The organism is Acinetobacter sp. AOR41_HL (genome assembly GCF_027854645.1).
GTDB classification, from domain to species: Bacteria; Pseudomonadota; Gammaproteobacteria; order Pseudomonadales; family Moraxellaceae; genus Acinetobacter; species Acinetobacter nosocomialis.
Genome location: NZ_JAKTHZ010000029.1, coordinates 30,447 through 43,904 on the forward strand (window position 1 = coordinate 30,447; position 13,458 = coordinate 43,904).

At 37.0% G+C, this 13,458-nt stretch carries 17 protein-coding genes and 1 riboswitch; of the genes, 7 read left to right on the forward strand and 10 right to left on the reverse strand.

The features are described 5' to 3' along the window. Positions 1 to 162 precede the first annotated feature (162 nt). Complete coding sequence (locus tag MKL35_RS12240) at positions 163 to 645, forward strand: winged helix-turn-helix transcriptional regulator (RefSeq protein ID WP_002049640.1); 483 nt, start codon at positions 163 to 165, stop codon at positions 643 to 645. Here the strand turns inward: MKL35_RS12240 and MKL35_RS12245 are convergent. After that, positions 642 to 2,045 (reverse strand): aminotransferase-like domain-containing protein, encoded by a 1,404-nt coding sequence (locus tag MKL35_RS12245; protein WP_032012089.1) that lies wholly within the window; start codon positions 2,043 to 2,045, stop codon positions 642 to 644. The two genes, MKL35_RS12240 and MKL35_RS12245, sit on opposite strands and share 4 nt — an antisense overlap. Before the next feature lie 121 nt (positions 2,046 to 2,166). On the opposite strand from MKL35_RS12245, the gene MKL35_RS12250 reads away from it, so the two are divergent. Continuing rightward, complete coding sequence (locus MKL35_RS12250; protein ID WP_032012088.1) at positions 2,167 to 3,030, forward strand: DMT family transporter; 864 nt, start codon at positions 2,167 to 2,169, stop codon at positions 3,028 to 3,030. A gap of 4 nt (positions 3,031 to 3,034) precedes the next feature. Here the strand turns inward: MKL35_RS12250 and MKL35_RS12255 are convergent, their stop codons facing one another. Genes MKL35_RS12255 through tusD form a run of 4 tightly spaced genes read right to left on the reverse strand, consistent with a single transcriptional unit; the run spans position 3,035 to position 4,431 of the window. Continuing rightward, positions 3,035 to 3,346, reverse strand: coding sequence for a TusE/DsrC/DsvC family sulfur relay protein (locus MKL35_RS12255; RefSeq protein WP_001047539.1), 312 nt, complete (start codon positions 3,344 to 3,346; stop codon positions 3,035 to 3,037). 19 nt (positions 3,347 to 3,365) lie between these two features. Next, entirely contained in the window at positions 3,366 to 3,650 is a 285-nt protein-coding gene (locus tag MKL35_RS12260) for a hypothetical protein (protein ID WP_016804880.1), read from the reverse strand. Between the two features lie 17 nt (positions 3,651 to 3,667). After that, positions 3,668 to 4,018, reverse strand: a complete 351-nt coding sequence (locus MKL35_RS12265; RefSeq protein ID WP_270913746.1) for a hypothetical protein — start codon at positions 4,016 to 4,018, stop codon at positions 3,668 to 3,670. A 44-nt stretch (positions 4,019 to 4,062) separates the two neighbouring features. Next, a complete protein-coding gene (gene tusD, locus MKL35_RS12270; protein WP_000105718.1) occupies positions 4,063 to 4,431 on the reverse strand; it encodes a sulfurtransferase complex subunit TusD in 369 nt (122 codons plus the stop codon). A 65-nt stretch (positions 4,432 to 4,496) separates the two neighbouring features. On the opposite strand from tusD, the gene galE reads away from it, so the two are divergent. Both galE and fumC read left to right on the forward strand, forming a co-directional pair. Further along, positions 4,497 to 5,504 carry a UDP-glucose 4-epimerase GalE gene (gene galE / locus MKL35_RS12275; protein ID WP_032012087.1) on the forward strand — a complete coding sequence of 336 codons (1,008 nt, stop codon included), beginning with the start codon at positions 4,497 to 4,499 and terminating at the stop codon, positions 5,502 to 5,504. Between the two features lie 114 nt (positions 5,505 to 5,618). Further along, positions 5,619 to 7,013, forward strand: coding sequence for a class II fumarate hydratase (gene fumC / locus MKL35_RS12280; RefSeq protein ID WP_004708382.1), 1,395 nt, complete (start codon positions 5,619 to 5,621; stop codon positions 7,011 to 7,013). A gap of 118 nt (positions 7,014 to 7,131) precedes the next feature. Here the strand turns inward: fumC and MKL35_RS12285 are convergent, their stop codons facing one another. Together MKL35_RS12285 and MKL35_RS12290 are read right to left on the reverse strand one after the other, a co-directional pair. Then, on the reverse strand, positions 7,132 to 7,428 hold the full coding sequence (locus MKL35_RS12285) for a hypothetical protein (RefSeq protein ID WP_270913750.1): 297 nt from the start codon (positions 7,426 to 7,428) through the stop codon (positions 7,132 to 7,134). A gap of 182 nt (positions 7,429 to 7,610) precedes the next feature. Beyond that, positions 7,611 to 8,072 (reverse strand): hypothetical protein, encoded by a 462-nt coding sequence (locus MKL35_RS12290; RefSeq protein WP_032012086.1) that lies wholly within the window; start codon positions 8,070 to 8,072, stop codon positions 7,611 to 7,613. Positions 8,073 to 8,383: 311 nt separating this feature from the next. On the opposite strand from MKL35_RS12290, the gene MKL35_RS12295 reads away from it, so the two are divergent. Both MKL35_RS12295 and MKL35_RS12300 read left to right on the forward strand, forming a co-directional pair. After that, positions 8,384 to 8,875: a hypothetical protein gene (locus tag MKL35_RS12295; RefSeq protein ID WP_004708388.1), complete on the forward strand. Its 492-nt coding sequence runs from the start codon at positions 8,384 to 8,386 to the stop codon at positions 8,873 to 8,875. Positions 8,876 to 9,021: 146 nt separating this feature from the next. Beyond that, positions 9,022 to 9,109, forward strand: a riboswitch (glycine riboswitch). A gap of 177 nt (positions 9,110 to 9,286) precedes the next feature. Beyond that, positions 9,287 to 10,531: a D-amino acid dehydrogenase gene (locus MKL35_RS12300; RefSeq protein WP_270913752.1), complete on the forward strand. Its 1,245-nt coding sequence runs from the start codon at positions 9,287 to 9,289 to the stop codon at positions 10,529 to 10,531. 46 nt (positions 10,532 to 10,577) lie between these two features. Here the strand turns inward: MKL35_RS12300 and MKL35_RS12305 are convergent, their stop codons facing one another. Then, positions 10,578 to 11,222 carry an A1S_1983 family putative colistin resistance protein gene (locus MKL35_RS12305; RefSeq protein ID WP_004708391.1) on the reverse strand — a complete coding sequence of 215 codons (645 nt, stop codon included), beginning with the start codon at positions 11,220 to 11,222 and terminating at the stop codon, positions 10,578 to 10,580. Positions 11,223 to 11,325: 103 nt separating this feature from the next. Between MKL35_RS12305 and ispF the strand changes: the two genes are divergently transcribed. After that, entirely contained in the window at positions 11,326 to 11,808 is a 483-nt protein-coding gene (ispF, locus tag MKL35_RS12310) for a 2-C-methyl-D-erythritol 2,4-cyclodiphosphate synthase (protein ID WP_032011520.1), read from the forward strand. Here ispF and MKL35_RS12315 read toward each other — a convergent pair. Then, the gene (locus MKL35_RS12315; protein WP_032011521.1) at positions 11,805 to 12,329 is read right to left on the reverse strand and encodes a protein tyrosine phosphatase family protein; all 525 of its coding nucleotides are present in this window, start codon (positions 12,327 to 12,329) and stop codon (positions 11,805 to 11,807) included. The genes ispF and MKL35_RS12315 overlap by 4 nt on opposite strands. Positions 12,330 to 12,521: 192 nt before the next feature. Continuing rightward, on the reverse strand, positions 12,522 to 13,442 hold the full coding sequence (gene argF, locus MKL35_RS12320; RefSeq protein WP_002049620.1) for an ornithine carbamoyltransferase: 921 nt from the start codon (positions 13,440 to 13,442) through the stop codon (positions 12,522 to 12,524). Between the last annotated feature and the right edge of the window lie 16 nt (positions 13,443 to 13,458).

Here is a 13,458-nt window from a genome sequence, read left to right on the forward strand (position 1 = left end):
TATTTTATATCTATTTTTAGTGACTGTTATTTTAAAAAAATAAGCTTTATAAATATACTAAAAACTTATTTCTAAGCTCTATATTGCATATAACATATTAAGTGGTTTAGGGTATAAATAATAAGGCAAATAGGCCAGTTCTATATTGAGGAAAGCATAAAGATGAAATGGGATGACATCGGTGATCAGCCTTGTTCTGTTGCCCGCATGCTATCAGTGATTGGTGATCGATGGACGATGCTAATATTACGTAATGCTTTTATGGGAATTCGCCGTTTTGATGATTTTCAAAAATCATTAGGTGTCACTCGTCATGTCCTTTCTGATCGCTTAAAACGGTTGGTTGAATACGAAATTTTAGTCAAAGCTCCTTATTTTGACCGTCAGGAACGCTTTGAATATCGTCTCACGGATAAAGGCTTTGAGCTTTATCCAATTATCTTATCTATGGCGAACTGGGCAGATAAATGGATGGACCAAGGTTTAGGCAAGCCTTTGGAATATCGCCACAAAACATGTGGACATAAGTTTGAACCTGTTATGGTGTGTTCAGTATGTCGTGAACCATTGCATGCAAAACAAGTTCAGGTTTCGGCTGGGCCGGGCTATTTTGCTTATATGGAACAAAAGCAAAAACAGGCTTAAACTTGTTTCTCTAACGACTCTTGTAGAAGTGCTTCTGCAAGGGTCTTATAAATATAATCATGATTTGATTGTGTAATATTAAAACGGATAAATTGACCTGCCGATTGGGCCTGGCTAAAGGCATTACCCGGGGCGAGAATCACTTGCCGATTCAGACAAAACTGAGCAATCTTCGCTGCATCTACACCTTCTGGTAGATGACACCACACAAAAATTCCAGCCTTGGGTTCAATCCACGGTTCTATCCCAATCGATTTGAGCTTCGTAATTGTTTCTTGCATGGCTTGAGCTAAACGAACTTTTAATAAATCTAAATGCTTACGGTATGAACCATCGGTTAAAGCTGTGTGTAAAATCTTGGCTGAGAGTCCATTGTGAGAAAAACTGGTAGCAATTTTTAAATCGGTAATCTGATCAATCCATTCTGGTTTCGCAATAATGTAGCCGCAGCGAATAGAGGCAGAGAGCGTTTTAGAGAAACTTCCAATAAAAATCACGCGTGAAAGGTTGTCTAGGGCTGCAAGTCGTGGAGCTGGAGTATATTCAAAATCCGAAAATATATCGTCTTCAATCACAATCAAATTAGATTGATCAATCAACTTCAACAATTGATGAGCTGTCGAGAGTGAAAGCGTTGCGCCAGTGGGGTTATGTATTCCTGAATTTGTAATATAAAGTCGAGGATTATAGATCTCAATCGCTTCTTTAAATGCCTCTAAGTCTGGGCCATTTGGAGTGTATGGAATACCAATAACTTTAACTTGATGAACTTTAAGTAGAGCATGAAAATTAAAGTAACATGGGTCATCAATTAGAACTACATCATCTGGTTTAAGTAAAAAACGACAAACCAGATCAATAGCTTGAGTGCCTGAATCGGTGAGAACAACTTGATTGAGATTTGCCTCTATACCTTTATTTTGTGCTCGCCTAGCCAGTAAATCTCTTAATACGGGCAGCCCTAACGGTGAAGAATAACCCATTAAACTATCATCTTCACTTCGTGTAACAGATCTTAATGCTTTACGGATACTTTCAAGTGGCATCCAGTCATTAGGTAACCAACCACAACCGGGTTTAAATGCATTAGGTTCTGCCTCTAAAGACTGACGTGAAATCCATAACGGATCTATTGAGCGATCTAGTTTGGGTCCTAATTCACTTAAGTCTAAAGGAGCAAGGGGTGCCACTACATAAAAGCCGGAACCACTACGTGATTCAATTTTACCTAGGGCAATTAATCGCTCGTAAGCTTCAACAATCGTAGAAACTGAAAAACCTAAATCTTTGGCCAGTTTGCGCACAGAGGGGAGTCGAGTTCCCGGAGTTAAAGAGCGATTCTTAATTTGTTGTTCAATCTGTGAAATAACAAGTTCGATTTTTGTTTTTGTCTGGTTCACGTTAATTATCTCTACTGTACTGCTCATTTATACATAACAGTTTTTTAAAATTGTACTGCTTTGTATCTGGTTTTGACACCATATCACAGCTTAAATTCTTCGTATAGTTGCGGAGAATAATATGCAAAAGTTTATGAACGGTTGGGTAAATGGTTTTATTGGGGTTGCAATTTTTGCCGGTTCATTACCGGCTACCCGTGTTGCGGTAACAAGTTTTGAGCCTGGTTTTCTAACAGCAGCAAGAGCTGTCATTGCAGGAGTTTTGGGCTTAATTCTTATCTTTTTGCTTAAGGAAAAAAAGCCTGCTAAACAAGACTGGTGGCCGCTGGCTATTGTGGCTTTAGGCGTTGTAGTTGGGTTTCCCTTATTTACTGCGCTTGCTCTACAGTATATGAACGCAGCCCACTCGATTGTCTTTGTTAGCCTTCTACCGCTCACTACTGCCATATTTGCAGTAGTAAGAGGGGGAGAAAAACCAAATTTATTTTTTTGGATATTTGCAATTTTAGGCAGTTTAGTTGTTTTTACTTATATGTTTTTCTTGTCGGGTGAAGCTTCTTTTGGTATCGGCGATTTATACATGCTTATTGCAATTATTTTGTGTGGATTTGGCTATGCCGAAGGCGGAGTACTTTCGAAAAAAATAGGTGGATGGCAGGTGATTTGTTGGGCGCTTATTTTAGCTTTGCCGATTATGTTGCTTGCTACTCTTTTTTATATGCCCGTTTCCTTTCAAGATGTATCTACATCAGCGGTTGCAGGACTGATTTATGTATCTTTATTTAGTATGCTCATCGGGTTCTTTTTCTGGTACAAAGGTCTTGCTCAAGGCGGTATAGCTGCAATTAGCCAGCTACAACTTTTACAACCTTTAATGGGGCTCGCGATTGCCGCACTTTTATTACATGAACATGTAAGTTGGTCGATGTTAATGGTAACGGCAGTAACAATTTTATGTGTCGCTGCCGCTAAAAAATTCGCATAAAAATTTATAAACAATTTGCCGGTTTAGGAATACCTGCCAAGCGACTGAGATGGCGAGCAACTAAACCGGTATTAAATTTTTGCTGTAAAACAGCATTATTAATATCTGGACTTACGGTTTTCATTAAAAACTTAATCAAAGGACGTGTTGCAGGAGAATGCCCAAATTGCTGATAAAATTGGCGAACCGCAGCTAAAACTTCAAAATGCCAATCTGTTAATTCAAGATCGAGAGATTTGGCGAGTTCCTGTGCTACTTCTGGATTCCAAATCGTATAGTCGACTAAATGACCATCTTGATCTAATTCTAAATTCATAAAAATGAGCCTAACTATATTATTTCAAAGAAATGCATCGATTAAATTGTAAAACCAGATCCGCAAACTGGTCATAGTTCAATACCTTAACGTGAGCCAAGGTTTCTGCATCAATTAAATCTTCTTCATGAGATAAACAAGAAACTGAGCCAAACTGCTGACAAATACTTACTGTAAGTTGAGCAGTTGAGTCACCCATAAAAATAAGTTGATCATCTTTATGGAACAGTTTTGCAAGTTCTTCAATAATGCGAGGAGTATGGTGATAAGAAGCTTGCACAAGATAAAGAGTTGATTGCGTCATTAAATTTACACCTTTATCTACCAATATAAGACATGATCGAAAGATTGGATGAGTTTCGTATCTAGCTGAACAAATTCTAGTTCCTGCTCACTGTTTTGAACAAAATGATGCTGTTTATTTTTGTCTTCAATAAGAATTGGGCTTAAGTCATAAAACTCAAAGCTATCTACCATATTTGAAGCAATTTTAAATGCATGCTGCAATTGGTCAAAGTTACGTTCATTTTGTAAAAGACTAAGAGCCGCATCTTTTAATAATACTTTGACTGGTGAGCCAAAGGTTGCTAAAACCATAGTAGCGGCGAGGCTTTCATTGACTTGTAGGCTGGTTAAATTGGCTTGGGTCAAAATAACGAGTACAGTTTTCACACAATATACCTTTTAAAAGCAACAATCTAAGTTAATAAAGTAACTTAGAATTGAAGAAGACGAGAGGCTGACTGTACTGCATCAGCAAGTTCACCTAGTCCAACCAACTCAAAGTTGTTCGCTAGGTTGTGATGACTAAGTTGATGACGACTCGCATTTTCTGCATCGGTAATCCCACGTGCAAGAGCTGCGCTGACACAGACAGGAAGTCGGATCGCGAGCTTTTGCCATTCATGCGTTAAATTACGCTGGTCGTCAGGAACCCATTGAAAATCATTCGCAACTTGAACGCCATCTTGGTAAAAGAATACACGAAAGTCTTCATTTTTACTTTTGAGTGCCTGAGCAAGGCCTAGCGCATGCCAAGCATGGATCGAAGTAGGAGCAGAGGTTATTAGTAGTAATGTACTCATTGAGAATTCACTATGGTCATACGTCTAAATGGGCGTAGATACATTAAGAGAAAGGTAAGTATACAATGATTTTAGTGACAGGTGGTTTAGGCTTTATCGGTTCACACATTGCATTGAGTCTATTGGCTCAACGCCAAGAAGTGGTTATTGTCGATAATTTGGCTAACTCGACCTTGCAAACGCTTGAGCGGTTAGAATACATCTCTGGTATGTACGTTCCGTTTGTTAAACTTGATGTACGTAATACACCTGCATTGAACAAAGTATTTGAACAGTACTCAATCGATGCAGTTATTCACACAGCTGGTTTTAAATCTATTGAAGAGTCTAATTTAAAACCGCTCGAATATTACAATGACAATGTCAGTTGCATTATGAGCCTGTTACGTGCAATGCAGCGTACTGGTGTTCGTCATTTTATCCATTTATCTAGCTTGGCAGTCTATGGAAAATCTGGTTTGCAGTTAAGCGAAACGGAAGACTTCAACTATGCTTATCCTAATCCATATATTAAATCTCAACAGATGATTGAAGAAATCATTAGAGATACTCATAAAATTGATCATGAATGGAAAATTGCAATCCTACGCCTATCAAATATTGTAGGTGCTTTTGAGCATGGTGTATTAGGTGAATATGTTGCACAGCTCCCTAAAAATATTGTACCGCTTGCATTACAAGTTGCAGCGATGCAGCGTGATTTAATTGAATTACAAGATCAGGTTTCGACCGAAGACCATACTGTAGAGCGTAGTTTTCTACATGTATTAGATGTATGCGAAGCCGTAAGCTCAACTTTACATTGGTTACGTGATCAAACCCATTGCTGTGAAGCTTTTAATATTGCTCATGATCAAGTGCACTCGATTCGTCAATTATTAGATGAAATTTCGCAGGTTACCCAAGCCGAAATTCCGACGCAATCGGCAATTTATAAGCATGAAGAGTTGGCCCAATTGGGTGCAAATATAGGAAAAGCAAAAACTTTATTACAATGGAATCCGAAACGAACTTTAAAGCAAATGATTGAAGATGAGTGGAGATTCTATCAAAATACATTAAATGGAAGATAGGATAATGATTCTTATTTACAATAATGGAATGCTTGAGTACGATATTAAAATTAACTAGCCAAAGCAAAAATTGCTTCAGCCCGTGAGTTCTTTAGCCACATAACCGAGGTTTCTATGCAAACACGAATTGAACATGACACTATGGGTGAGATTGAAGTTCCAAATGAAGCGCTATGGGGAGCACAAACCCAACGTAGCTTACAGAACTTCAAAATCGGGCAGGAGCGTTTACCCCGTGCCATGATTCGAGCGATGGGCTTGGTAAAAAAAGCTGCGGCAATAACCAATGCAGAGTTGGGCCAGTTACCACAAGATTTGAGTCAGTACATTGTAGGTGCTGCCGAAGAAGTGATTGCAGGGAAATGGGACTCACAGTTTCCACTCGTAGTTTGGCAAACAGGTTCTGGTACGCAAAGTAACATGAACTGTAATGAGGTGATTGCAAATATTGCAAATCAAAAGCTAGGCCAAGCGCTCGGAGCACAAAAGCCAGTACATCCAAATGATCATGTTAACCGTGCACAATCTACTAATGACTCATTTCCAACGGCTATTCATGTTGCGGCAAGTTTGCAAATTAATGAATTACTGATTCCAGCTGTAGAGCAGCTTAAAGCGACTTTGCAGAAGAAGTCAGATGAATTTCAAGAGATTGTCAAAATTGGCCGTACCCACTTACAAGATGCGACGCCACTAACACTTGGCCAAGAATTTAGCGGTTATGTTTCTCAGCTTGAGCACGGTTTAGTACGCTTACAACAAGCTTTAAGTGGTTTGTATGAGTTGCCATTGGGTGGTACAGCGGTAGGAACTGGTTTAAATGCTCATCCTGACTATGCTGTTAAAGCCGCAGCTCAGCTTGCAGCTTTAACGGGTTTGCCATTTGTTACTGCTCCTAATAAATTTGAAGCACTTGCAGGACGTGATGCAGCTGTTTTTGCATCAGGTGCATTAAAAACTTTAGCAGTAAGTTTAAATAAAATTGCTAACGATATTCGTTGGTTAGCAAGCGGACCACGTTGTGGTTTTGGTGAAATTCGCATTCCTGAAAATGAGCCAGGCTCAAGCATTATGCCGGGTAAAGTGAACCCGACCCAAAGTGAAGCAATGACTATGGTGGTTGCACAAGTGCTTGGTAATGATACGACTATTAATGTCGCTGGTGCTTCGGGTAACTTCGAACTTAATGTATTTATGCCAGTAATCGCTTATAACTTACTGCAATCTATTCAGTTGCTTGGTGATGCATGTAATAGTTTTAATGACCACTGTGCAGTAGGAATTGAGCCTAATCGCGACAAAATTGATCACTTCTTGCATAACTCTCTCATGTTGGTTACTGCATTGAATCCGGTTATTGGTTATGAAAACTCTGCAAAAGTGGCGAAAACTGCTTATAAAGAGAATAAAACTTTAAAACAAGTGGCTGTTGAGCTTGGTTTAGTTACAGCAGAACAATTTGATGAGGTCGTTAAACCTGAAAAAATGGTTTCGCCAAATAGTAAATAAGCGATCTATATAGCCATCAGCCGTATAATTATGTTACAGAATGTACAGTTAAACTACTGATGGCTATTATGTTTACACCTTAAATCTAGAACTTTAACTTATAGATTGAAAATAAAAGCTACATCAGAAGATCTTCTATATATTCCCAGCCATTTACTTTCATTTCTTCAAACTTTCTTTTTAGTTCTTCTTTTGTATATTCATGTGAGTCTTTAGCTAAAAGAATATGATAAGAATTAGAGGCTGGGTCTATAGTGACCTCACTAATTTCTACAGGTTCAATCACACCATTTTCGGTTAAACCAAGATCAGTAAAGCACATTCCTTTTACTGGTATAACGCTACATTCATATTCTTTCGAAATAAAGTAATGGTTTGAATAAGTTGAATAGGTACTTGAAGCGCGGATCTTCATTGATCTCTCCTTTATTTGTAGAGAAGATTTGTATAGTCTGGCGTCTTTTAGCAGTTAAAACTGTTTAATTTTTATTGCTTATTTACTATGGATCTTTGTTATTTAAAGTTTTTTTAACAATCTATATCAAAACTATTATAGAAGCCTTCTATTAGAAAGAAGGCTTCAGAAAATATAAAAGCTTATTTTAAAATTTTATAAACTTTCTCTTTGTATTCATCATTGGAAATAGCTCCTTTATCGTATTGCTGTTTTAATGATCTATATTGTTGAATACGAATATCCCTTTTAAGGCTTATATCATCATGATTTCTAATATAGTAGAGACTTCGATCATGATCGCTCATGTTCACTGTGGGGTCAGGAAAATGCGAGTAGGTATTTTGTGGTTTCTCATCTTGATATTGTTTGGCAATTTCAAAAAAATCTACTCTTTGCTTATTAGAATCGGAGTGAAAAGAATTGTGTTGTGATTCACTAAACTTATGATTTGAAGTGTTACTTACCTCAAGCATACTTCTATGGCGATTAGATTCTTGGTCATAAAATTCTTGTTTAATTGGAGAAGTAATCGTTTCAGAAAACACCGAAGAAGAAAAAGTACTAATACTTAAAAATAATAAAATTAATTTTGATCTATTCATTTCTTTGGAAGCCCAGATGAAATTGAGTAAATCAATGTATTATAACATTAAATTTAACAGTAGATTAAAAAATAATATATTTAAAAGATAGCATTTTTAAATTTTTGAAGTTGTATGAGATTTATTTGCAAGTTTCTAGATTGTAATTATTTCTTAATTAAGCTTTATCAAACCAACTTAGAGTTGAATAAGCTGCCATAATTGTTAAAATGCCCACCTTATCCTGTTTTTCTATTGTTTTTAATTTTTATTTATTTTGCGATATGGAAATTAAACACATAATAAACAGTTGTTTAGCTAAGGATTTTTGAATGCTCTCGATTTATTTAACAGATACCGAACAACATGTGCAGTTTAATGATTACCCGAGTGATCAGCCTGTTAAATTTCTGTTAAATCTTAAAAAGATTTTTCCAAGTACTGGTGATTTGCTGTTACCTGTTTTGCCTGAAGATAATAATCTGGAAAATGTCACTTGGGAATCAACGACGAAAGACTTTGAAATTTTCAAAAAATTGTTGGCCGGTTGGGGTGTTATTGAGCTTCGTTTAAATGCAATCACCACATATAAAGATAAAAATTTTGCAAATGAGTTAATTAAACAAGCTCAAGTGAAGCGAAAAAAAGTAGCGCAAAAAAATCATCAACTCTCTTTAGTTGCCTTAGATTACATTTTTATGCACGAAATTCATGCACTCATTGATGCTGAGTTGGTCACAATTGGTGAGAAGTTTTATTTACCAACCTTGAGAGAGCAGTGGAAAGGTCATGTTTCAGACCAAGTGCTTGAAGGAAAGCTTTAATAAATGGCAAAAGGTGAATTTAAATAATTCACCTTTTTTTGTAATTAAATCAAATACTTTTATATTTAATTGAATTGCTGTACAAAAGTTTACAAGAAAAGAATGCGTTTTTTTAAAAGTGGCAGATACATTGCTTATATAAATACAAAATTATTGCGGGAGAGAGGTTCTTAAGAACCCGCCGAAGGAGCAACAGGCCCGGAAACTCTCAGGCAAAAGGACTGTAATAATTAAAAAATCTGGAGAGCAGCTTAAGATTTATAAGCATGAAGAATAAAAACTTATAAGTCATAAACTCACCGAAGGGGAAGATCGAAATGCTAAAAGGTAGTATTTAGGTCGAAACTCTCAGGTACAAATGACAGATGGGCTGTACTGATGAAATGTTTTTGCATTTCAGAGGAGTCTGTTATGCCACATGTTATTGTGATTGGTGCAGGAATCACAGGGGTTACTTCAGCCTATGAATTATCTCAATTAGGTTACCAAGTCACAGTGATTGATCGCCATCTTTATCCAGCTATGGAAACATCATTTGCAAATGGAGGGCAATTATCTGCTTGTAATGCAGAAGTCTGGAACCAGAAAGCGACCGTTATAAAAGGTTTTAAATGGATGAGGCAAAAAGATGCTCCTCTATTACTTAATCCTTCTTTTAGTTTGCACAAATATAGCTGGTTAGTTGAGTTTTTATCTCATATTAAAAATTATGAGGCTAATACGATAGAAACTGTTCGTTTAGCATTGCTTGCTCGTAAGCGCTTATTTGAAGTCGCTGAAAAAGAGCAGCTTCAATTTGATTTGGAGAAACGCGGTATTCTTCATATGTATCATACTAAGGATGACTATGATATTGCCAAGCGAGTTAATGATGTCTTGAATAAAGGGACTTTGGAGCGCTACTCAGTTTCACCTGAAGAAATGAAGTCAATCGAACCTTCTTTAACGGGTGAGTACTTTGGTGGTTATTACACACCAAGCGATGCAACTGGAGATATTCATAAATATTCAACCACTTTAGCTGAAAAGACTAAACAATATGGGGTGCAGTATAAGTTTGGCTTAGAAGTTACTGATATTAAGTGTCATATAGATAAAGTCGTACTGAATTGTCAGCCAAGTGCTGAGCATCCGCATCTTTCCTCAACAGATAGCTTTCAATTAGAAGGTGATGTTCTGGTGGTTTGTGGTGGTGTTGGAAGTTATCAATTGGCTGACATGATTGGTGAGCGTGTAAATGTTTATCCTGTGAAAGGCTATTCGATTACTGTCCAATTGAAAGATGAGAAAAGCATTAAAAATGCGCCGTGGGTAAGTTTGCTTGATGAGAGTGCCAAAATTGTAACCTCTCGTTTAGGACAAGACCGTTTACGTATAGCAGGTACAGCTGAGTTTAATGGTTACAATCGAGACATTCGTGCAGATCGTATTCAGCCTTTGGTTAATTGGGTGAACCGCAATTTTGACATTTCAACTGAGCATGTTGTGCCTTGGGCGGGTTTAAGACCAATGATGCCTAATATGTTGCCTGTAGTGAAACAGTCTAAGCAATCACGGGTTTTTTATAATACAGGGCATGGCCATTTAGGTTGGACTTTGTCAGCAGCAACAGCTGTTTTGGTGAGTCAGGATATCCTGCAAAAATATCCAGCTTAAAAAGAAAAGCCAGTGTAGATGCACTGGCTTTTTTATTTTATATCAATTAATCATATAGTCGATAAACGCCAGTAAATCGCTCACAGCCTTTTTGTTGAGTCTTTACAACAAGTAAGGCCTTTTGAAAATCAAATTTGTATTTGCAGTTATGTTCGTTATCTAAAATTTCACTTTTCTGCTCTGGAGAGCTATAAGCCATTAATGAAATAGTTTGGGCTTCTTTTCGGTTATTCGGATTACGGTAAGCTAACCCTTCTATTTTGATTTTATCTTTAGCAAGTTGATGGATTTGTAAATGAACGGGCTGGGCTGCAATGTGCCCATTTTCAAATTTAAGGTAATGCTGTGTTAGGGTTTGCTTAAGTGAAGCATAAAAATTTAAATCATCACCACGTACGTCAAACTGTTGTTGAATACATGAATTGGTTTTACATTGTTGCGTATGTTTAAACCACAATGTTTGAGTATCTTGTAGAAGCTGTAATGGGGCATCTGTAACTAAGTATGCAGAAAGATATTTGTTGTTGAGTTGCTTTCGTGCTTCGCTAAAGTTTTTTGAACAGATTTTGAGCTCTGATTTTGAGTTGGAGCAGTCAATGGATTCTGCAAAAACAAGCGATGAGCATAAACAACTCAATGTCACGACAAAACTTAATCTTTTCAATTGATTCATATCAGTATTCGACGGCATGATCGCTTATACTTTCAGTCTACTTTGCTAAGTGTACTATAGCGAAACACAACGGTTGAATACAAGATTTCTTAAGCTTTTATAATAGAAGGAAAGAGTTTATATGGTTGCTCAAATTCGTATTGGTCAAGGAATGGATGTGCATGCCTTTGAAGAGGGTAACTTCGTAACTTTAGCTGGCATTCAGATTCCGCATACGCATGGCCTGAAAGCACATTCTGATGGTGATGTCGTGTTACATGCACTATGTGACGCTTTATTAGGTGCACTAGCGCTTGGAGATATTGGTCAGCATTTTCCAGATACCGATCCAGAGTTTAAGGGTGCAGATAGTCGTGTACTACTAAAACACGTTTATCAACTAATCTTAGACCGTGGTTATCGTTTGAATAATGCTGATATTACTGTAGCCTGCGAACGTCCTAAATTAGCGAAATATAATTTAGAGATGCGACAAAGCATTGCGGATGTTTTGAATGTGGATTTAAATCAAATTAGCATCAAAGCGACCACTACCGAAAAACTCGGGTTTACTGGTCGCCAAGAAGGAATTTTAGCAACAGCGACGGTATTAATCTCTAATTAGACTAAATTATCAGCTTGTTGCAAAGACTGCTGGAGTTCTAAAGTAGCCTTACGGCCTTGTAGCTGTAAGGTAATACTATGGATAAGACCTGTCCAAGTTTCATTTGGCTCCCAAATTTCGTGCAGTAAATCTTGGGAAGTAGGCATGTCCATATTCATATAAAATTGTCTGTAGACATACATAAGACAACTTACGCGTTTATTTTTGGCACAATGTAACCAAACAATTTCATTTTGAACCAAATGATCAATTAAATCTAAAACCAGTAAGCATTGGTCAGAAGATGGTGTTTCCCAGTCAATTGGAATATGAATGTAATTTAAACCATACTCAAGACAAACCCGATCTTCGTTTTCAATACAATCTGGTGAGTTTGTCAAAGCTAAATTGATAACGGTACTACAACCATACTCTTTAATAAGTTTAAGCTGTTCAATAGAAGGTTGTGCTGAACTAAACAAATGTTCATGAATAATTGAAAATGCAGGGATTTGAGATAGTGATTCTTCAAGGGTTGTCATAATCGCACTCTACAAGAGTAGGCTTGGCTTATTGTGTAGAATGTTATACACGATTCTAGAGTGTAGTTGAAATATAGACTGTTTATATATTCAGCAACATCATGAAAAATTTTAAAAAAATAAACTAGAAAAATAAGTATTTTATAGAAGTAAAAAAAACAGCACCTTAAAGGTGCTGCTTTTATATCAAGATTAAGCTTTTTTTAAATTTTCATTCAATAAAAATTCCATTAAAGCTTTTTGTGCATGTAGACGATTTTCAGCTTCATCCCATACAACAGAGTTTTTATGATCAAGCATTGTTTCTGAAATTTCTTCACCGCGATGGGCTGGTAAACAATGCATAAATAAACAATCTGGATGTGCAAGACTCATCAGTTTTTCATTTACCTGAAAAGCCGCAAATGCGTTCTTACGTAATTTTTGTTCTTCTTCTTGCCCCATGCTTGCCCAAACATCTGTAACGATAAGGTCAGCATTTACAGCCGCGTCTTCAGCATTATCAAAAAGCTCAACGCAATGACCAAATTCTGCTAAAAATTCAGGTTTAGGTTCAAAACCTTTGGGTGAAGCAATTTTTAATTTAAAACCCATTAAATGTGCAGCTTCAATATATGAGTTACACATATTATTACCATCACCAATCCACGCTACGGTTTTACCTTCGATACTACCGCGATGTTCAATGTAAGTTTGTAAATCTGCGAGTAGCTGACAAGGGTGGTGGTCATCAGTTAGGCCATTAATCACAGGAACCTTTGAATAAGATGCAAAACGTTCAACAATGTCATGGCCAAACGTACGAATCATCACAATATCAAGCATACTTGAAATAACGCGTGCTGAATCTTCGATAGGTTCACCGCGACCTAGCTGTGTATCGCGAGGTGATAAAAAGATAGCGCTACCACCAAATTGATTAATACCGGCTTCAAAAGAAATACGCGTACGTGTACTCGATTTTTCAAAAATCATTCCCAATACTTTACCAACAAAAGGTTGATACACCTTATTGCTTTGTTGCATTTTTTTTAGTTCGCTTGCGCGCTGTAAAACGCGATTGAGTTCTAATGTAGATAGATCACGTAAAGTCAGGAAATGTCTTAAAGCCATGTAGCTACTCCATAAT